Origin of the sequence: Uliginosibacterium aquaticum, from assembly GCF_012972705.2 — a bacterium.
Taxonomy (GTDB): domain Bacteria; phylum Pseudomonadota; class Gammaproteobacteria; order Burkholderiales; family Rhodocyclaceae; genus Uliginosibacterium; species Uliginosibacterium aquaticum.
Genome location: NZ_JABCSC020000001.1, coordinates 1,259,753 through 1,280,994, shown reverse-complemented (window position 1 = coordinate 1,280,994; position 21,242 = coordinate 1,259,753). Strand labels below are relative to the sequence as shown.

Below are 21,242 nucleotides of genomic sequence, written 5' to 3'. Positions count from 1 at the left end.
ACGGGAAGTTCAGGTCAGTGCCAGCAAGGCGCGCAGATGCGCCTCTGAACGGCGGAAATCAATCTGCTCCGCCGGCGTGAATTCGTAGTTGAGCACCCGCTGCACGCCGGTACGGCCGATCACGCAAGGCACACTCATGACCAGATCCTCCACACCGTACTCGCCCTGCAGCAGCACCCCCAGCGGCAACACCGAGTGTTCGTTGGCCTCGATCGCGCGGATGATGCGGAACACGCTGGCCGCGATGCCGTGATTGGTATTGCCCTTGCGCTCGAAGATGCGGAAACCCGCATCCAGCGTCTGCTGGCGGATCGCCGCATGATCCGGCGGCGGCAGGCCGTTGAGGCGGCAGTAACTGTCGATATCCAGCCCGGCCACATTCACCAGGCTCCAGGGCACGAAACCGGTCGCGCCATGGTCCCCCAGGAGATAGCCGACCACATTCTTGGGATCGACCTTCACATGCTCGGCCGCGATGCGGATCAGGCGCGCCGTGTCAATCAGGGTGCCGGCCGAGATCAGGCGTTCCCTCGGGTAGGAGGATGCCCGCAGCATCACCTGGGTCATCACGTCGACCGGATTGGTCACGTTGATCACGATTGCGCCGGGCGAATGGCGCTCCACCTCGCCAATGATGCCGCGCAGGATGCCGCTGTTGATGCGCGTGAGGTCGTCACGCGTCTGCCCCTGCTGGAGTTGGGCCCCAGCCGTGATCACCACGATATCGCTGCCCCGCGTATCCGGATAGTCGCCGGCCACCAGGGCCGGATTCTTGGCATAGGTAAAGGCCGTGGTATGGGCGAAATCCCAGATCTCGGCCTCGGCCTTGCCGCGGTTTTTGTCGACTGCCACGATCTCGGTCACCTCGCTCATGTTGAGCAGCAAACCGACAATCTCGGTGCCCACTGCGCCCATGCCGATCACGGATACCTTCATGCCCTGTCCCTTCATCTGAGTGCCCTGCAGGCAGTCTAAACCTGCAGGTCGCTTGATCCTATCCGTAGCCGTACGGAGACGGATGCGGCAAGATCTGGCTTTTCACGCATCCTCTGCCCGGACCCCCTGCCATGCACGCTCGCCTCTCGCAGTTCATGCTCGCCACCTCTACCGTCGCCCTAGCTTTTACCCTGGGCGCTTGTAAGCCGAAACAGGAAGAAGGCGCCAACGCTGCCACCAGCGCACGCGTGGTGAAGATCGGCTTCGCCGCCCCACTTACCGGCCCGCAGGCTCACTACGGCAAGGGCTATCAGAACGGCGTGCAACTCGCCCTCGATGATGCCAATGCGCTGAACCCGCAGATTGGCGGCCAGGCCGTGAAGTTCGAGCTGGTGGCCGAAGACGACATGGCCGACCCGCGCACCGCCACCCAGGTCGCCCAACGCGTGCTGGATGCCGGTATCGCAGGCGTGATCGGTCACTTCAATTCAGGTACCTCGATCCCCGCCTCCAAGGTCTATTCAGACGCCGGCATGCCGCAGATCGCCATGGCCACCGCACCAGCCTTCACGCAGCAAGGCTTCAAGACCACCTTCCGCTCGATGACCTCCGACACCCAGCAGGGCTCGGTGATGGGCAAGTTCGTGGTAGCCAAGCTCGGCGCCAGGAAAGTGGCCGTCATCGACGACCGTACGGCCTACGGCCAGGGCCTCGCCGACGAGTTCGACAAGGCCGTGAAGGCCGCCGGTGGCAGTGTGGTGGCGCGCGAGTTCACCACCGACAAGGCTAGCGACTTCATGGCCATCCTGACCAGCATCAAGGGCAAGAAGCCGGACGTGATCTTCTTCGGTGGTACCGATGCGCAATCCGGCCCACTCGCCAAGCAGCTCAAGCAGATCGGCCTCAAGGCCCCGCTGCTATCGGGCGAGATGACCCGCTCGGACACTTTCCTGAAGCTCGCCGGTGACGCCGCCGAGGGCAGCATCGCCTCTCTGGCTGGCCTGCCGATGGATAAGATGCCGGGGGGCCCGGACTTCATTACCCGCTTCAAGGCCAAATTCGGCGAACCCGAGATCTACTCGCCCTATGGTTATGATGCGACCCGCATCCTGATCGCTGCCATGCTCAAGGCCGACTCGACCGAGGCCGCGAAATACCTGCCGGTGCTGGCTGCCATCGAACATGCCGGCGTGACCGCGCCAAAGATTTCATATGACGCCAAGGGCGATCTCGCCAACGGCGGCATCACGGTCTACAAGGTCGTAGGCGGCAAGTGGGAAGTGCTGGAAACCATCGCCGAGTAAGGCGCCCCACAGAAATGCCAAGGGCCGGCAATGCCGGCCCTTTTTTCTTTTCCTGCGCCACTCAACGGATGCAGACCCGACGCACCTGCTGAATATCCGTATCCCCGCTCAAGACCTTCTCGATGCCATCCTGACGCAAGGTGCGCATGCCGGTTTCAAGTGCCGTCACCATCAGCTCGCTGGCCGGCACGCGCTGATGAACCTGATGCCGGATCTCGTCATTGCCCAGCATCAGCTCATGCAGGCCGATGCGGCCACGATAGCCGCTCTGGTTACACTCCGGGCAACCTGAGGCGCGATAGAGCACGATGCGCCCGTCAGGCGCCGCGAAACGCTCGTGCCAGTCCGCCAGGATCTCGTTACGCGCCTCGTTCGGGTTGTCGCGGAACTGGCGGCTCTTGCGCAGATCTTCGCAATACTCGTCGAGCAAGGCGGTAACCTCTTCGTCACTCGCCTCCTCGGGCGCCCGGCAATGGCGGCACAGGCGCCGCGCCAGACGCTGAGCCAGCACCCCAAGCAGGGCATCCGCAAAATTGAAGGGGTCCATGCCCATGTCGAGCAGACGTACGACCGATTCCGGCGCGCTGTTGGTATGCAGCGTGGAGAACACCAGATGCCCGGTCAGTGAAGCTTCGATGCCGATATGCATGGTTTCCGCATCACGCATCTCACCAACCATGATCACATCCGGGTCGGCGCGCAGGAAGGCACGCATCACGGTCGGGAAGTCCATCCCGGCCTTGCGATTGACCTGCACCTGCCGCAGCCCGCGCTGGGTGATTTCGACCGGGTCCTCGGCCGTCCAGATCTTGGTTTCCGGCTTGTTGATGTACTTCAGGATCGAGTGCAGGGTGGTGGTCTTGCCCGAGCCGGTCGGCCCACACACGAAGAACACGCCATAAGGCTTGGAAACCGTGGTCTGAAGGCGCGTGAGGTTGTAGGCCGACAGGGCCAGCTTGTCGAGCGGGATCGGCTCGCCCTGCTGCAGCAGGCGCATCACCACATCCTCCAGCCCACCAGCAGTCGGGATGGTGGCCACCCGCAGTTCCAGATCGAGCGGACCGAACTTGCGGAACTTGATCTTGCCATCCTGCGGCTTGCGGCGCTCCGAGATATCCAGATCACACATGATCTTGATGCGCGCCACCATCGGGTTGCGATAGGCCGCTGGCACCTCGATGTAAGGCACCAGCAGGCCATCCTTGCGGAAGCGCACGAGCATTTTTTCCTTGCCCGGGCGCGGCTCGATATGAATATCCGAGGCGCCCTGACGATGGGCGTCGATGATGATGCGATTGACCAGCTTCACCAGCTCGTTGTCGGCCGCCGCAGTAATGTCTTCGCTGGTGCTGCTTTCGCCCTCTTCGGCCAGATCCGAGAGCAGGTCGCCCACGCTCAGCTCGTCGTCTGTATGCTCGAAATACTGGCCAACAGTTTTTTCGAACTCGGCCTGAGTCGTCACCCGATAGGCCAGACGCACATTTGGGAACACGTTCAAGGCCACCCGGCTGCCGATTACCTGCTCCGGGTCCACCGCGAGGATTACCACCCCCTCCTGCGTCTCCTCCAGCGGCAGCCAGCCATTCTGCAGCGCGTAATCGCGCTTGATATGGCGCAGCAGATCCATCGGCTTGATGCGATCTGCCCGCCAGGGCTCATAGGCCACACCATAGAAGCGCGCCATGGATTCGCCAATTTCGGCAAGCTTGCAGTGCCTGTCTTCGATTAGCAGTTGCTCCGGCGTAATGCCCCGCTGCCGCGCCAGCTCGCCCAGATGCTCCATGTCATCCACCGGCAGATGGCCCTTGATGGCCAGCCAGTGGTAACGCGAACGCAGAGGCACGGTCTCGTGCAGGCGCTGCGAGAAGGCGATGGCAAAGGTCTGGGCAAGCGCCAGCACGCCCTCCTCCTCGACCGTGCTGAAACTGTCGCCATCCTGGGTGTTCATGAGCTGGATCACCCCCAGCAGCTCAGCCCTGCCCGGCTGCACGAGCGGCGCCACGAGCATCTGCTTGCAGTGAAAGCCACTGCGTTCATCCACCTCATGCCGGAATTCAATGGCTGGCGAGATGCGCCTGAGCTCTTCCGCGTCATACACATCATGAATGTTGAGCATCTGCTGATGCAGCGCGCAGTAGCCGGCGATGCTCTTGTCCGAAATCGGCAAGCGCAGCTTCTTGGCCATGTGCAGGCCGGTTTTCACGCGTGTGCTGATGCTGGTGCCGCCCTCATCCACCACATAGATCGTGAGTCGCTCGGCACCGAACAGCGCACAGATATCGGTGGAAACCTCGAAAATGATCTCGTCGATATTGGCGGTGTCGTGGATGCGGGTATTGAGCCCTTGCAGGCTCTTGAAGAAGGCCAGCCGACGCGAAATGGCGGTACCGGATTTCAGGGAAGTATTCATGTCCAGCCTCCCGTACCGGGAACGCAGCCAAGCCACACACCAAGATGTGCTTCCGGACCTCTAGAGATCGAAAGTCTGGCCGTTCCCGAGCAGATGCAGATGCGGGCGCAAACGCCCGTCGTAGGCCAGCACTTCGCGGGCCAGCAAGTCGGCATGGCCCGGTTTGAAGTGCGTAACGAAAATTTCCGGGCTTCCGTTCAGCCTATCCAGCACCCGGTGCAGCATGCTCGGCGAAAGATGCCGGGCTGCGTGCGCCAGATCCTGATGCGCATTCGGAAACGCCGCTTCTATCAAAAGATAGTGCAGATCTTCAATGGCATTCAGGGCGGCTACCTGTTCGTCACATACCGTGGTGTCGCCAGAGAACGCCAGCGTACCCTGCCGCCCCCGCAGTGCATACCCTTGGGACGGTACCGAGTGCAGGGCCGGGACCGGTGAAATGGCCCGTTCCCCCAGATGCACGGTTTCACCCACTTTCACCGGCTGCATCCGCAGCAAGGGATGGAGGCGATCCGGAATGGCAGTGAAATCGGGCCAGATCAGCCAGTTGAAGAGATGCGCACGCAGGATGCGCAGGGTGTCCTCACTGGCATACAGGGTGATCGGACGCGAACGCAAGTCCGCCACGGTGTCGATCAGCATCGGCAACATGGCCAGGTGATCGAGATGCGAGTGCGTCAGGAACACATGATCAATCGCCATCAGCGCTTCGAGCGAAAGCTCGCCCACGCCTGTCCCGCAATCGATCAGGATATCCTCGTCAACGAGCAGCGAAGTCGTGAGATTGGCCTTGCCACCAATCCCTCCACTACAGCCGAGAACCCGGATCTTCATGCCGGGAAGGACTCAGGCAGCGCCATTTGCACGCAGGTAGAACTCCATCTTCACGCCTGCAATCTCGATCACGTCATGGTCGCCGAGCAGATGCGCCTGGGCATCGAGTTGCTTGCCGTTGAGGATAGGGAAAGAATCGCCTTCCACATGGGTGATGAAGTAGCCATGCGGACGACGCGTGATCACGGCTACCTGCACGCCCGGCTTGCCCAGTGTGGTGAGCGATTTGGAGAGTTCAAGTTCGCGCCCGGCATTGCGACCGCTGATGATCTGCACCACGCCCATCGGCTCGTTGCCGGACAGCGGAGCAGCCTCGCTCTGGGTGCTCCAGTCCTCACCATTGGTAATCGAGGCCTCGGCGCCAAAACCCACCATGGTTTCGGTGTGGGCACGCGGCGCGCCACCCAGCTTGTTGGCTTCGGAGGGATTGATGAAAGCCTTTTCGAAGGAATTGCCAAGGCTGGTGTCCACGACATCCTTGAGGAACTTGATGCGGTACTTGCCGAGCTCGACGACGTCGTTGTCCTTCAGCACGTGCTTCTTGACCGACTGCCCATTCACATAAGTGCCATTGGTACTGTTGAGGTCTTCCAGAAACGCATCGTTGAGAATGGCGACGATCACCGCGTGCTCGCCACTGATCGCCAGGTTATCAATCTGGATGTCATTGTGCGGCTTGCGGCCGATGCTGGTTCGCTCCTTGGTGAGCGGGATTTCCTTCAGTACCAGACCGTCCATGCTCAGAATCAGCTTCGGCATCTTGTCCTCATTGCGTCCTGTATGCGCCCGGGCTTTTTGAGCCGGGGCGAATATCGCTCCAGTTTGCGCGGAGCCTAGCCATTAGTATGGCATCGCTGCACGCAATCCGGCAGATTTCACACTTTTGCGAGCCGTCTGCAGGGAGCAAACGGCCAGCAGGCTTCAGACGTCGGTCTTGCCGACCTCGGGTTTGCGCGCGCCGAGCATTTTCCCCAAGCCCCACACCAGCAGCGCTCCGCCAACGCTGGCGGCGTACTTGATGACACTGATCGGCTCACCGGTCGCATCCGCTGTCCAGGGCTGCAGCACCGGATCGGTCACCGCCATATGGCCCGCGATCCAGCCCAGCAGCATGGCCCCCAGCAGGATCACGACCGGGTAGCGTTCCATCAACTTGATCACGATCTGGCTGCCCCACACGATGATCGGAATGCTCACCAGCAGACCGAAAATCACCAGCGGCATCTTGTGATCGCCCCCAGCACCTTCTGCAGCGCCCGCAATTGCGATCACGTTATCCAGACTCATCACGAAGTCAGCCACGATCACAGTCTTCACCGCAGACCAGAGCCTGTCACTCGCCTGGATGTTGCTGTGCTCGTCATCGCCCTCGGGTAACAGAAGCTTGACGCCGATCCAGATCAGCAAGGCCGCGCCGATCAGTTTCAGGAAGGAAATCTTCAACAGGGTCAGCGCGAAGAAGATCAGGATCACGCGTAATACGATGGCGCCCACCGTGCCCCAGATGATGCCCTTGGTGCGCTGCGCAGGCGCAAGCTGGCGACAGGCCAATGCAATCACCACCGCATTGTCGCCCCCGAGCAGGATGTCGATCATGATGATCTGGCCCACAGCGAGCCAGAATTCAGCGTGTAAAAAGAACTCCATTTTCTTCCAGCGAGTAACAAGACAAAGAAGGCCGGAGCTTACCCGAGTCTGCCGCCAAACGGCTGATCTGACACAGGGCAAACACCCGGAAAAACAAAAGGCCGCTTGCGCGGCCTTTTGTGACACCCGGGGAGGATCAGAGCATAGCCTTGAGCAGCTTGCCCATCTCGGATGGATTACGCGTCACCTTGAAGCCACACTCTTCCATGATGGCGAGTTTGGCATCTGCGGTATCCGCACCACCGGAAATCAGCGCGCCCGCGTGGCCCATGCGCTTGCCAGCCGGAGCCGTCACGCCTGCGATGAAGCCCACGATCGGCTTCTTCATGTTTTCCTTGCACCACAGCGCAGCTTCAGCTTCGTCCGGACCGCCGATCTCGCCGATCATGATGACTGCGTCAGTGTCGGGATCATCGTTGAAGGCCTTCATCACGTCGATGTGCTTCAGACCATTGATCGGATCCCCACCGATACCAACGGCTGAAGACTGGCCCAGACCGATTTCGGTCAGCTGTGCCACGGCTTCGTAGGTCAGGGTGCCAGAGCGCGACACCACGCCGATACGGCCCTTGCGGTGGATGTGGCCCGGCATGATGCCGATCTTGATTTCGTCCGGGGTGATCAGGCCGGGGCAGTTCGGGCCGAGCAGCAGAGTGCGCTTGCCACCGGCGGCTTCCTTGGCCTTCATGCGGTTGCGCACTTCCAGCATGTCGCGGACCGGAATGCCTTCGGTGATGCAGATTGCCAGATCCAGATCAGCTTCGACGGCTTCCCAGATGGCAGCCGCAGCGCCGGCCGGCGGCACATAGATCACGGACACGGTGGCGCCGGTTTCAGCGGCAGCTTCTTTCACCGAACCGTAGATGGGGATATTGAAGATCGACTCGCCAGCCTTCTTCGGGTTCACGCCGGCCACGAAACAGTTCTTGCCGTTGGCGTATTCCTGGCACTTTTCGGTGTGGAACTGACCGGTCTTGCCCGTGATGCCCTGGGTAATGACCTTGGTGTCTTTATTGATGTAAATGGACATGTCTTGAACTCCTCGCGATCGCTTAAGCGACAGCGGAAACGATCTTCTGGGCGGCCTCTGCCATGGTGTCGGCAGAGATGATGGGCAGACCGGAGTCGGCAAGGATCTTCTTGCCCAGGTCTTCGTTGGTGCCCTTCATGCGCACCACCAGCGGCACAGCCAGCTTGACTTCACGCGCTGCGGTCACCACGCCATTAGCGATGGTGTCGCACTTCATGATGCCGCCGAAGATGTTGACCAGAATGCCCTTCACGGCCGGGTTCTTGAGCATGATCTTGAAGGCTTCGGTCACCTTTTCGGTGGTGGCACCGCCGCCCACGTCGAGGAAGTTGGCCGGCTCGGCGCCGAACAGTTTGATGGTGTCCATGGTCGCCATCGCGAGACCGGCGCCATTGACCAGACAGCCGATATTGCCGTCGAGCGAGATATAAGCCAGATCGAACTTGGATGCTTCGATTTCAGCCGCATCTTCTTCATCCAGATCGCGGTAAGCGACGATATCCGGGTGACGGAAGAGCGCATTCGGATCAAAGTTGAACTTGGCGTCCAGTGCCTTGATGTTGCCGTTGCCTTCGAGGATCAGCGGGTTGATTTCCGCCAGCGAGGCATCGGTTTCCATGTAGCAGGTGTAGAGCTTCTTGAAGGTATCGACAGCCTTGTCCAGCGAGCCCTCCGGCACGCCGATACCCTTCGCCAGTTCCAGACCTTGCGCGTCGGTCAGGCCGGTGGCCGGATCAACGAAGACCTTGATGATCTTTTCCGGGGTGTTGTGCGCAACTTCCTCGATGTCCATGCCGCCTTCAGAGGAGGCCATCATGGCGACCTTCTGGGTGGCGCGATCAGTCAGCGCTGCAACGTAGTATTCCTTCTTGATGTCGGCGCCTTCTTCGATCATCAGGCGACGCACCTTCTGGCCTTCCGGGCCAGTCTGATGAGTAATGAGCTGCATGCCGAGGATTTCACCGGCGATCTTGCTCACTTCCTCCTTGGAGCGGGCCAGCTTCACGCCACCGCCCTTACCGCGACCACCGGCATGAATCTGGGCCTTCACAACCCAGATCGAGCCGCCGAGTTCGTCGGCAGCCTTGACTGCTTCTTCAACGCTGAAGCACGGAATGCCACGCGGAGTGACTACACCATACTTGCGCAGGATTTCTTTTGCTTGGTACTCATGGATCTTCATTTTTTTGCCCTTGTGTCGCACCGCACCCTCTGCAAGCGGGGTACTGGTACGGTTTGAGTCGTCTATGGAGTGAAACGCACGACGGAACCCCGGGCTCACGACCTCCATCGTCTGTCCGCATGACTGCGGCCATCAAATCAGGGCACGTGTATCTCTGCAGGGTAGTTGGATTCTATACCGAATCTTATATAAGAGTACGCAAACGCCGCGGCGCAGCAAATGCGGGAATGCGCTTACAGGAAGATTCCGGACGGTCTTCACGGGATTTGACGGCAATGACAATCCCTTTACAGGCAGGACTGCGTAATAAGCCACGCATTGCAACCTTTTCCGGGCTTTTCCCCGTATCAAACAGGCGCCTGAGCCCCTAAAATGAGGGACTGATGAGAGATAAAAACATCCGCATCACGCCCCACGCCCGACGCCTGCTGCCAGCCCTGCTTGCCAGCCTGGGCGCGGTCACCATGTGCGTACCGGTATCGGCCATGGGATTAGGCTCTGCCAGTACCACCAGCCGGGTCGGCGGCCCCTTGCGGATCGAAATCCCGGTTCAGGCGGATGACGCCGAGCGCATCGAACTTTCCTGTCTGCGCCTGGCCTCCCGGCCGTCGGACTACGGTGATGACCTGCCCTGGCTGAGCAAAGCCACGCTGAGCATTGAGCAACGCAATGGCCGTCGCCTGCTGGTGATCAGCGCACCGAGCAACAGCCACCCGGCGCTGGTGCTGGGCGTGCAGGTGAGCTGTGGCATGGAGATGCGCCGCGACTACACCCTGCTGATCCTGCCTCCGGCGCCTGAGCTGCAGCCCGACATCCAGGCGCCAGCCCTGCGCTCGACCCCCATCGTGGAGGCCTCAGCTACGCCCCGCCTGCCGACAGGCAATACGCTCACGACGCTCGAGGGCGACACGGCCCGCAGCATTGCCAACCGCCTATACCCTGCCGACAGCTCTGCCCAGCGCCGCATGGCCCGTGCGCTGCTGGCCCACAACGCGAGTCGCCTGAATGGCCGCAGCGGCACCTACGACCGCCTGCCTGCCGGTCTCACGCTTGAAATCCCGGCCTTGCCCGCCAGCCTCGCCGCGCCCCCTCCGCGCGAACCTGGCACGCCGCCTGCACCGGGCGCTGCCATGGCAGAACGCAAACCAGTTGCCGGAGCCCCCAAGCCTCCGCCGCGCAAGGGCCACGACCGTCTGGTTGTCAGTGCTGCGGGTGACGAAGCTGCGCTGCAGCTATCCACCTCGATCGGCAAGCGTCGCGAACTCAATGAAGACCAGCGTGGCCGCCTGCGTACCGAGATGCAACTGATTGCCACGCTGGATGAAAAGATTGCCACCCAGCTCGAACTGGCTGATCGCCTGCGCCAACTCGAAGCCTTGCAAGCCCGCCTCAAGGAAGACGCGGATCGCCTGGAAAGTGAATTGCGCGCCCAGCGCGCCCTGCAGCAATCCGGCCCAGTCGCCGCCAGCACACCGCTCGCAGTGCCCGTCGCACCGCCTGCCCCCACACCGGCCGTGACGCCCACCGCCGGGACGCACAGCGCCTGGTATCTCCAGCCGCTGCTGTGGCTGGCCGTAGCGGCCGGCCTTGCCGCAATACTCATAGCCGCCCGCTGGGCCTGGCTTCGCCGCCGGCACAGTCCACTTGAAGGTGAAACGCTGCCGCTACCCGCCGGCAACGAGGCTGGGCTGACCGGGCACCTGATCGAACCGCTGTCCGAAGCCGACATCTGGCCGGACGAAGAAGGCCGTGCACCGCGGACCAATCCGCGCCTGGCTGCCAGTATGGAGGGGGCACTTGGCCAGTTATCCGTCTCCGGGCTGGGGCCAGCTTCGATGCTGCAGATTGTGGAGGACGATGTCGAAGAGCATGACTCAGCTGTCGAACTGGCCGAAATCATGATGTCCTTTGGACGTGTTCAGGGTGCGGCGCAAACTCTGGCGGACTTCATCCGAGCCAATCCAAAGCAGGCCGTGAAGCCCTGGATCAAGTTGCTGGAGGTCTATCGCGCGGCCGACATGCGCAGCGAATTCGATGCGCTTACCAGCCAGCTGAACAAGACCTTCAACGTACGCACAGTGGCCTGGGACGAATTCGAGATTGCCCGCCAGGCACCGGAATCGCTGGAACACATGCCGCACATTCTGGCGCGCCTGCATGACACCTGGGGCCGCCGTGAATGCCAGGCTCTGCTCCACGAACTGCTGCGCGACAACCGTCAGGGCACTCGCCAAGGCTTCCCGCTTGTCATCATCGACGAGATCCTGCTCCTGCTGGGCATTCTTGAGACCCAGATCGGCCCCTACCGGCCAGAGCCGGGGGACCCGACCCTTACGCCAATCGCCACCCTGTCGCGCAGCGCCAGCTTTACTGCACCGACCGCCCCACTGGCGGTACCGTCAATCGTGCCTGAAGAGCTGGCCACCCGCCCTGCCCCACGTGAGCCAGAGCCCAAGCCGGCCCCCGCAGCGGTGCTAGCCAAACCCGAAGCACTGCCTTTCTCCTCGAGCAACAGCCTTGGGCAGCTCGACTTCGAGCTGGACATGACCGATCTGAGCAAGACCCTGCACATCAATCTGGACGAACTCGGCGGCGACACCATCGCGCCGGACGAATCACGCCACTAAGCCTGCCTAAGCTCTGCCGTGTCGCGGGCTCAGTCTTGCGGCCAACAACACATGCAGCGCGGCTCAGACCGTGCTCTCGCCAAAGAGCCGGAAAACCTTCAGGGAATCATCAACCTTGCGCGATGAGCGGGTCATCGTCTCCATCGATTGCCAGAGTTCGCGCAAGCCCTCCTGACTCACCTGGGCCAGGCTCGAGATCTGCTCCATGTTGCCGGTAATCTCCTGCCCGGCCAGCGTCTGCTGATCCGAGGCGCCAGCAATATGGCGAGCCAGATCAAGCGTGCGATCGCTGGCGGACTGGACGGCCAGCAGACAATCAACGCTGGAACGCATGGTTTCAGTGCTGGCCCGGGCGACATGAGAAGTCTGATCCATGGCCATATCCACCGAAGCGGTCAGGCGCTGAATGTCCTCAACCATGGTGTTGATCTCAGCGGTGCTGCGCGTGGTGCGCTCGGCCAGCTTGCGCACCTCATCGGCCACCACTGCAAAGCCGCGCCCGGCTTCACCGGCCCGCGCCGCCTCGATGGCTGCATTGAGCGCGAGAAGATTGGTCTGATCGGCAATCTCCTTGATGGTGTGAGTGATGCTGCCGATTTCGGCCACCGCCCCGTTCAGCTCGCCAATCTCGGCGCGTGCGCTATGTACTGCAGCCATCGCAGCCTCGGAGTTGGACATGCCCTTGGCCACGATTTCGCGTCCGCTCGCCACTTGCTCACGAGACTCTCCTGCCGCCTGCGCCGCCTCACCTGAACTACCAGCCACCTCCACCACTGACTGGCAGAACTCCTCGGTCGCCGCGGCCACCGCCGAGATGCGATCGTACTGCTCGTCGATACGCTGGCTGATCGCATCGGCATGCGCATTGGCCATGCCAGTGTTGTGCAGGCTGGTGCGCATGGCTTCGCGGATATGATCGATGCTGACCAGCCAGCGTGTCTGCATCACCGAGAGTGCATTGCTCAAGCGGCCGATTTCGTCCGCTCGGGCGATATCGAAGCGATGCGAGAGATCGCCCTCACTCATCGGCACGATGGCTTCATTCAGCCGCTGCAAGGGGCTAAACAGACGCTGGCGCATCAGCAGCGCACCGACCGGCAGAAGCAGCAAGGCGAGCAGCGTCGCTGCGCGGCCCGTCCAGGCCGGCCAGGCCAATGCGCCCACGAGAAGACTCAGCAAAAGGGGAAGGGCGATAAGGGCAAACAGGGCATAGCACTGCGCGGCCAAGCTCAGCGGCGACGAAGACCTCGCGGCCCCGCGGGCCGCAGCATCCATGCCGGCATAGGCAGCCTCGGCGGCGCTGATCTGCTGCTGCGTCGGACGGCGGCGCACCGACATGTAACCGACGGTGCTGCGATTGCGCGTGATCGGCACGATCAGCGCATCCACCCAGTAATGATCGCCATTCTTGCAACGATTCTTGACCGTGCCTCGCCAAGGCATACCGGCCTTCAGATCGGCCCACATGGCGGCAAAGGCGGCGCGCGGCATGTCGGGGTGGCGCACGATGTTGTGCTGACTACCGATCAGCTCATCACGGGCGTAACCACTGATGGCCACGAAGGCTTCGTTGGCATCCGTGATCTTGCCGTGAAGGTCGGTCTGTGAAACGAGATAGGCGTTGGCGGGAAGTTTGACTTCGTGACGAGTGACAGGCTGATTCTTGTTCATGGTGGCATCGGGTTGGCTGCGATGACGGGTCTGATCCGCCCGCCTTCAACCCTAACGGCCCGATGCCGCCTGACTTTATAGCCACACAACAATAGTGGTCATATTCAAACCTGTCATACCGCTTCGAGCTTGGCGAGGCTCAGCAGCAGCCACTTCACGCCGGCCGAGCCGAAGTTGATCTGCAGCTTGGCATCCTGCCCGCTACCCTCGGCGGCGATGATCACGCCGTCGCCGAACTTGGCATGGCGCACCAGCTGGCCGATGCGCAGGCCTGCGAGATCGCGGCTTTTCTGCACGGCGCCGGCTCCCGGATTCCGCTTCGCTGCATCCGGGCTACTGTGCTGGCTGTTCCAGGCGGCATTGCGCGAAGGGGTGTGATAAGCCCCTGCGCCGAAACCGGCCTGCACGCGCGGCGTGAGCCACTTAAGCAGGCCTTCCGGAATCTCGTCGAAGAAACGGCTCTTCATCGCGTAACGCGTCTGGCCGTGCAGCATGCGACTCTGAGCCAGCGTGAGGTAGAGGCGCTTTCTCGCCCGCGTCACCGCCACATACATCAGGCGTCGTTCCTCTTCAAGGCTGGCGAGGTCGTTCATGCTCTGCTCGTGCGGGAAGAGGCCATCCTCCACGCCGGTGATGAATACGGCATCGAACTCCAGGCCCTTGGCCGCATGTACTGTCATCAGCTGCACCGCGTCCTGCCCGGCCTCGGCCTGATGGTCTCCCGCCTCCAGTGAGGCATGGGCCAGAAAGCGCGACAGCGGGTCCCCCGGCAGCGCTTCCTCGCCCTCGGCGGGGGGCTGCTCGGCTTCGTTCATGAAGTAGCGCGCAGCGCTCACGAGTTCATCGAGGTTTTCCAGCCGCTCCTGCCCTTCCCGCTCGGCGCGGTAGTGGGCACGCAGGCCGGAAGCGTCGAGGATGTGATCGACCACTTCGTAGAGCGGCAGACCATCGGTGGCGCGGCGCATCTCTTCGATCAGGCGCAGGAAGCCGCCAATGGCCACGCCGGGCTTGCCGGCCAGATGCGGCACGGTGGCGTAGAGGCTGGTGTTGAAGCTGCGCGCGGCGTCCTGCAACTGTTCGAGCGAGCGGGCGCCGATGCCCCGCGTGGGGAAGTTCACCACGCGCAGGAAGGCGGTGTCGTCATCCGGATTCGCCAGCAGACGCAGATAGGCCAGCGCGTGCTTGATTTCCTGGCGCTCGAAGAAGCGCAAGCCGCCATACACCTTGTAGGCCACGCCGCTGGAGAAGAGCTGGTGCTCCAGCACGCGCGACTGCGCGTTACTGCGATAGAGCAAGGCCACATCGGAACGCGAAGCACCGTCGCGGATCAGTTGCTGGATCTCTTCAACGATCCAGCGCGCCTCGTCCATGTCGCCCGGCGCTTCGTACACGCGGATCGGCTCGCCGCTGCCCTGATCGGTCCACAGGTTCTTGCCCAGACGCTTGGAGTTGTTGGCGATGATCGCGTTGGCCGCATCGAGGATGTTGCCGTGCGAGCGGTAGTTCTGCTCCAGACGGATCACGTTGGCGACGCCGAACTCGCGCTCGAAGTCGCGCATGTTGCCCACTTCCGCCCCACGGAAGCCGTAGATGCTCTGGTCATCATCGCCCACGGCGAAGACGGCGGCCGGCGTCTCGGCACCGTGTGCGGCAAGCAGTTTGAGCCACAGGTACTGCAGGCGGTTGGTGTCCTGAAACTCGTCGACCAGGATGTGGCGGAAGCGCAGCTGGTAGTGGCGGCGGATCGGCTCGTGGCGGCTGAGCAGTTCGTAGGAACGCAGGAGCAGCTCGGCGAAATCGACCACGCCCTCCTTCTGGCACTGGTCTTCGTATTCCTTGTAAAGGCCCACGCGCTGACGCGTGTAGTCGTCCCAGGCCTCGACCTGGGCGGCGCGGTGGCCGGCCTCCTTGTTGCCGTTGATGAAGTGCTGGAGTTCCCGCGGCGGGAATTTCTCGTCATCCACGTTGAGAGTTTTCAACAGACGCTTGATGGCGGCGAGCTGGTCGGCGGTGTCGAGAATCTGGAAGGTCTGTGGCAGCGCCGCTTCGCGGTAGTGGGCGCGCAGCATGCGGTTGCACAGGCCGTGGAAGGTGCCGATCCACATGCCGCGCGTGTTGATCGGCAGCATGGCCCCGAGGCGCGTGAGCATTTCCTTGGCGGCCTTGTTGGTGAAGGTTACCCCGAGAATGCTCGCCGGGTTGGCCTGGCCGGTCTGCAGCAGCCAGGCGATGCGGGTGGTGAGCACGCGCGTCTTGCCTGAGCCGGCGCCGGCCAGAATCAGGGCGGCCTGCGGCGGCAGGGTGACGGCAGCGAATTGTTCGGCGTTGAGGTTTTCGAGCAGCTTGGACATGGAGGCGCAACTTCAGACGAAGCGCGCATTTTACAGGGCTGCCAGCCACAGCCGGGGCGCAGACAAAGATTTCACCCTAGGCCTCGGCCAGCCGTCCCTCCAGTAGCTGGGCGGCCGCATCGAAATCGAGCGCCGAGATCAGTACGGTCAGTTGCTCGGCCAGCTCGGCGCCGCATGCGCTCGGCAAGCCGGCGCGCAGGTACTCGAAGCTGTCGAGGGCATCCATGTCGTGCTGATGCAGCTGACGCAGCAACTGCTGAAGCGCCACACGATCTGCTCCGCTGGCAGGGCTGCTTGCCTGTTTGCGGGTTTCAAGGTGAGCGGTAATGGCGGGGAGGAGTAGATCCAGACTGATCTCGACCGCATTGAGCACAGCCAGCGCGGCATCAGCATCGCCCTGCTGCATGCCGGCCTCACCGAGCCTGGCCTGCTCAGAGAGTGCATTCGCCCCGATATTGGCCGCTGTCGATTTGAGGGTGTGAAAGATCCGCCCGGCATCCTTGAAGCGCCCCTGCTCAAGATGATGGCGCAAGGCTTCAGGCAAGGGAGTCGCTTCTATACAGAACTGCAACAGCAGTTCGCGAAACAGCGCCTGGTTGTTGCCAATGCGGGCCAGGGCCTCACTCGTCTCGAGACCGGAGATGGCAATCACCTCGCCGGCCGGCGTGGATTCACCCGCATCTTCGGGCGACGCCGCCACGGCGCGGGAAAGGCTGTGGCCGAGGGCTCGTTCGAGGGTCTTGATGGTCAGCACAGCGTCCAGCGGCTTGCTGAGAAAATCATTCATGCCAGCGGCCATGCATTCTTCTCGCTGGCGCTGCAGCACGCCAGCCGTCATTGCAATCACCGGCAGCTTGATGCCCAGCTCGCTGCGCAGCAGGCGGGTAGCGGTGCAGCCGTCCATCACCGGCATCTGTACGTCCATGAGAATGGCAACGTACAACTCCGGATGGGCCCGCAGGCGATCCAGCGCCTCCTGCCCGTTGCCGGCCACATCGAGGATGGCACCAGCTTGCTGGAGGATGCCACGCGCCACCATCTGGTTGATGGCGTTATCTTCCACCAGCAGCAGCCGGGCCCCACGCAGGGAGCGCGCCCTTAACTGCACTTCGGGCAGCTGCATGATGCGGCGCAGATCGCGGTTGTTGTCGCGGCGTGAGCAGGCCTGCATCACCGAATCGAGCAGCGTGGAACTGGTGACTGGCTTGATCAGCACGCCATCAAGCGACACCAGCAGCGGATCGGCATTGAGTTGGTCCCGCCCGTGCGCGCTGGAAACGGCCAGCACGATCGGCGGCAAGGCATCCGGCTTGCGCTGGCTCAGTTGCTGGAGCAGGCGGCCCCGACCGCGATCGGGCATGTTCCAGTCAATCAGCACGATATCGGGATTGCGGCCACGGGTGATCACACGGGCCATGGCCTCGGACTCGCTGGCGCAGCTCTCGCAACTCACGCCCAGAGCTTCGGCAGCCGCCACCAGGGCACCGCTGGAACTATCGCTGCCATCCACCACCAGCAGATCCTGGATCTGCAAGCCCTGCAACGGCGGCGTCTGCGAGGCCTGCCCTTCGGCCAGAGCCTGCATGCGCACGGTGAATTTGAAGCGGCTGCCCTGCCCCGGCATGCTGGTGACACCGATGGTGCCGCCCATCATTTCAACCAGCCGTTTGCAGATCACCAGGCCCAGCCCGCTACCGCCATAGCGACGGGTGGTGGAGGTATCCGCCTGGGTAAACGGAGCAAACAGGCGCCCGATCTGCTCCTCGCTCATACCGATGCCGGTGTCGCGCACCTCGCAACGCAGGATGATTTCGTTGCCCTCTCGCTGCAGCAGGCCGATGCCAACCGACACTTCACCGTTGCCGGTGAACTTGATCGCATTGCCGGCCAGATTCACGAGAATCTGCTGCAGGCGCAACTGGTCTCCCAGCAGGATGCGTGGCAGCGCCGGGTCGACCTGGATATGTAGATCAATGGCCTTGTCCGCCGCGCTGACGGCCATGATGCCAGCCAGCGCATCGCATACATCACTGAGGTGGAAAGGCACCGGAGCCAGCTCCATGCGCCCGGCCTCGATCTTGGAGAAGTCCAGGATATCGTTCAGGATGCCCAGCAAGGCCTTGCCGGAGACTTCGATCAGGCGCAGTTGCTCGCGTTGCTCGGCATCCAGGCGCCCGAAGCCGAGCACCTGGGCCATGCCCAGTACCGCGTTGAGCGGCGTGCGGATCTCGTGACTCATGTTGGCAAGAAATTCGCTCTTGCTGCGACTGGCCGATTCGGCGGCCTCGCGTGCCTCGCGCTGCATGCGTTCAGTCTGTTTGCGCGCGCTGATGTCGTAAGCAATCCCCATGAAGCCTGCGATTCCGCCCTGCACATTGCGCAGGGCCGTCACGGTCAGCATCACTGCAAGCGTGGAGCCATCCTTGCGCACATAGGTCCATTCGCGCGCTTCAGCTTCACCACAGCGGGCCTTGTGCACGAAAACTTCATAACCTTCGATGAGCAAACCGGTCTGTTGCGAAAGCTCCGCCCCACGACGCCTCAGCTCGTCTGGCAAATGGAAGATGGCAGGAGTCGCACGGCCAATGAGCTCGCCAGCCGAATAGCCCAGCATGCGCTCCGCGCCGGTATTGAAGACGGTGATCAGGCCCTCGGTATCTGCCGCCACGATGGAGAACTCACTGGCCGCATTGATGATGGCCTGGAGCTGATTCTGGGTAGCTTCGATGCGCTGCTCGGCGCTGTAGCGAGCAGTGACATCGCTGACCATGGCCAAGGTTTGATGTCCCTCCGAGGTATCCACTGGGCTCAGGGCAATTTCAAGCGGAAACTCGCTGCCATCGGCGCGCAGCCCCGTGAGATAACGCCCCTGCCCCATCAGCCGCATCGCAGGAGCCTTCTCGAAACCTTCACGCAGGCGCTGATGCAAGGCTCGCGCGCCTTCGGGCAGGAGGGTTTCCAGCGGCTGTCCGAGCAGGGTGCCTTCGGCGTGGCCAAACATGGCTTCGAGCCGCCCATTGAGCAAACTCATGCGCCCCTGCCTATCCACCATCACGATGCCGCTGGGGCTGGCATCAATCACCTGACGGAAGCGCGCCTCGCTTTTGCGCAAATCAAGCGTCATTTCGCGGGCTTTGGCTTCGGCTTGGGCAATCACCAGGCGGGAAGAGCGCGCCCCCAACAGCAGCAAGGCGAACAATAAAAAGGAAGTCAGGATGCCGCTCGCCAGCACTACTTCCGGCAACTTGTCCGCCGTTTCGGCCATGAAATTTTCATTGGGCGTAAATACGGCCTGCCAGCGCCGCCCTGGCAGCTCGAGCTGCATCTTACTCAGGAGATCCGTGCGTGCAGCCAGCGCCGGCTCCCTGCCCGTGTCAGAGGCGTAGAGCAGATGCGCAGAGCTGGTATTGGCGCCATCAAAAAGCTGCAGGTGCAGCAACCTATTCTCCTGATGACCGAAAATCCCTTCCATGAGCTCGGCCACGTGAAAGGCCGTAAACATGAAGCCGCGGATCGCCCGACGACGATCACTCAGCGACTCAAGCGCCATGCCGCTCTGGTAGACGGGCGCGAACATGATGGCGCTCGACCTCCCCTCCCCCTTGTCCAGAAACAGTTCGACCTTGCCGGTAATGACACTGCTGGCGGTATCCACAGCAAGCTCCATGGCCTCGCTGCGTATCGGCTCGATGAATTGATCGAGGCCCAATACGCGCTCTTGCGCTGCGCGCGACCAAGGCTCACCAAACACGATGGGGGCATAGCGCGCTCGATCACCTTCAGGACGGACCCGATACTCACCCAGACCGCTCTGGCGCATCAGCCGCTCATGATTCGTCAGCTCATGCCGGTGGACCAGCTCGATATAGCCAACCCCCAGGATTCCCGGATAGCGTCGCTCCAGATCCAGGCCTCGGTAGTAAGTTGAGAATTCCTCACGGGTTACATCGTCACTGGCCTGCAGGAGGCCGGTGGCACCCAGCAGGATCTGCCGGTAGGCATCAATACGCTCCTCAATCAGACGATGAGCGTCCGCCACCCGCAACTCGAAGGTGTGCTGACGCACGCCCTCGACATAGCGCAGCAAGGACTGCCAGGCCACCAGGCTCAAGATCAATCCGAACACCAGGACCACCCAGGGAATCGCATCCCTCAGGCGCCGTCGGACCTCCGCGTCCGCCAACGATCCTGAGAGCTGTCTCATGCGCCACTCCCTGCCAGCACCACCCGGTTGCGCCCCTCGGCCTTGGCCCGGTACAGCGCGGAGTCCGCCGCGGCAACGATTTCATTGTTGCAGCCGTCGATAGCGGGTTTGCCAGCGGCTACGCCAACGCTGACGGTCACCATGCCAAACGATGAAATTTCGTGGGGCAGCGCCAGTGCGCGTACCTGTTCAACCAGGAACTCGCCGAAGCGACAGGCCTCTTCGCGTTCGGTACTGGGCAGGATCACCGCAAACTCTTCACCGCCATAGCGCGCCGCCATCTCTCCAGGCCGGCGCGCCGACTCCTCGATGCACAGGGCGATCTGGCGCAGGCAGGCATCGCCGGCCTGGTGACCGTAGAAATCATTGAAAGGCTTGAAATGATCGATATCCACAATCGCCAGCCCCAGCGGGCCTGGCGTGCGGCGATGGCGGCGACATTCAATCAGCAATTGTTCATCAAAGGCACGGCGATTGTGGATGCCGGTGAGGCCATCGCGCATAGCCAGCTCGCGCAGCTGGTCGCCCTGACGCTTGAGGGTGAGATGAGTCTTGACGCGCGCCCGCACGATGGGCTCGGAAAGCGGTTTGGGAATGAAATCCACCGCCCCGGCGGAAAGTCCCGCCACCTCGTGATCGACACCGGTATGAGCGGTGATGAAGATCACCGGCACATCAGCCAGCTCCGGCGTTCGTTTGATCAGGCTACAGGTTTCAAGCCCGTCGATACCGGGCATCTCGACGTCCAGCAAGATGATGTCAGGCAACAGCTCGACGGCCATCTTGAGCCCGGTGTCGCCGCGTGTTGCGAAGTGCACGCTGCCCATGTCACGCACGAAATGGCTCACCAGACGAATGCTGGTGGGCGAATCGTCGATGATCAGGATCTTCGCTTCGCGTTCGAGCGGGTGGGCAGTCATGCGCGCATGCATCTCCAAGCCGGCAGCCCGAAACAGGCTGCTTAGCGGTTTATCGGATGCGAGCGGGGAGACTTGAACTGCATGGAAGGGCGGGATGGGCAGCCTGAGCTGGGTGCTGGGTGCTG

General features: G+C 62.1%; 13 protein-coding genes. 2 read left to right on the top strand and 11 right to left on the bottom strand.

The genetic code is table 11. From position 1 onward, the window contains the following. Positions 1-9: 9 nt before the first annotated feature. Positions 10-936: a malate dehydrogenase gene (locus tag HJ583_RS05735; RefSeq protein WP_170021006.1), complete on the bottom strand. Its 927-nt coding sequence runs from the start codon at positions 934-936 to the stop codon at positions 10-12. A gap of 131 nt (positions 937-1,067) precedes the next feature. Between HJ583_RS05735 and HJ583_RS05730 the strand changes: the two genes are divergently transcribed. After that, positions 1,068-2,240: a branched-chain amino acid ABC transporter substrate-binding protein gene (locus HJ583_RS05730; protein WP_235943703.1), complete on the top strand. Its 1,173-nt coding sequence runs from the start codon at positions 1,068-1,070 to the stop codon at positions 2,238-2,240. A 61-nt stretch (positions 2,241-2,301) separates the two neighbouring features. Here HJ583_RS05730 and HJ583_RS05725 read toward each other — a convergent pair whose 3' ends face one another. From HJ583_RS05725 to sucC, 6 genes are all read right to left on the bottom strand, one after another. After that, positions 2,302-4,650 (bottom strand): GspE/PulE family protein, encoded by a 2,349-nt coding sequence (locus HJ583_RS05725; protein WP_170021005.1) that lies wholly within the window; start codon positions 4,648-4,650, stop codon positions 2,302-2,304. A 60-nt stretch (positions 4,651-4,710) separates the two neighbouring features. Next, complete coding sequence (locus tag HJ583_RS05720) at positions 4,711-5,484, bottom strand: 3',5'-cyclic-nucleotide phosphodiesterase (protein WP_170021004.1); 774 nt, start codon at positions 5,482-5,484, stop codon at positions 4,711-4,713. A 12-nt stretch (positions 5,485-5,496) separates the two neighbouring features. After that, complete coding sequence (locus HJ583_RS05715) at positions 5,497-6,243, bottom strand: FHA domain-containing protein (RefSeq protein ID WP_170021003.1); 747 nt, start codon at positions 6,241-6,243, stop codon at positions 5,497-5,499. Positions 6,244-6,405: 162 nt separating this feature from the next. Continuing rightward, positions 6,406-7,131, bottom strand: a complete 726-nt coding sequence (locus HJ583_RS05710; protein WP_170021002.1) for a TerC family protein — start codon at positions 7,129-7,131, stop codon at positions 6,406-6,408. A 136-nt stretch (positions 7,132-7,267) separates the two neighbouring features. Further along, positions 7,268-8,161 carry a succinate--CoA ligase subunit alpha gene (sucD, locus tag HJ583_RS05705; RefSeq protein ID WP_170021001.1) on the bottom strand — a complete coding sequence of 298 codons (894 nt, stop codon included), beginning with the start codon at positions 8,159-8,161 and terminating at the stop codon, positions 7,268-7,270. Between the two features lie 22 nt (positions 8,162-8,183). After that, positions 8,184-9,344 (bottom strand): ADP-forming succinate--CoA ligase subunit beta, encoded by a 1,161-nt coding sequence (gene sucC / locus HJ583_RS05700; RefSeq protein WP_101941110.1) that lies wholly within the window; start codon positions 9,342-9,344, stop codon positions 8,184-8,186. A 383-nt stretch (positions 9,345-9,727) separates the two neighbouring features. Between sucC and HJ583_RS05695 the strand changes: the two genes are divergently transcribed. Beyond that, the gene (locus HJ583_RS05695; RefSeq protein WP_170021000.1) at positions 9,728-11,971 is read left to right on the top strand and encodes a type IV pilus assembly protein FimV; all 2,244 of its coding nucleotides are present in this window, start codon (positions 9,728-9,730) and stop codon (positions 11,969-11,971) included. Positions 11,972-12,034: 63 nt separating this feature from the next. Here the strand turns inward: HJ583_RS05695 and HJ583_RS05690 are convergent, their stop codons facing one another. The 4 genes from HJ583_RS05690 to HJ583_RS05675 form a co-directional block, all read right to left on the bottom strand. Beyond that, a complete protein-coding gene (locus HJ583_RS05690) occupies positions 12,035-13,642 on the bottom strand; it encodes a methyl-accepting chemotaxis protein (RefSeq protein WP_170020999.1) in 1,608 nt (535 codons plus the stop codon). Between the two features lie 113 nt (positions 13,643-13,755). Beyond that, the gene (locus HJ583_RS05685) at positions 13,756-15,993 is read right to left on the bottom strand and encodes a 3'-5' exonuclease (RefSeq protein ID WP_170020998.1); all 2,238 of its coding nucleotides are present in this window, start codon (positions 15,991-15,993) and stop codon (positions 13,756-13,758) included. Positions 15,994-16,069: 76 nt separating this feature from the next. Next, complete coding sequence (locus HJ583_RS05680) at positions 16,070-20,197, bottom strand: CHASE domain-containing protein (protein ID WP_170020997.1); 4,128 nt, start codon at positions 20,195-20,197, stop codon at positions 16,070-16,072. After that, positions 20,194-21,117, bottom strand: a complete 924-nt coding sequence (locus HJ583_RS05675; RefSeq protein ID WP_170020996.1) for a GGDEF domain-containing response regulator — start codon at positions 21,115-21,117, stop codon at positions 20,194-20,196. Before HJ583_RS05675 ends, HJ583_RS05680 begins: the two co-directional genes overlap by 4 nt. Positions 21,118-21,242: the final 125 nt, after the last annotated feature.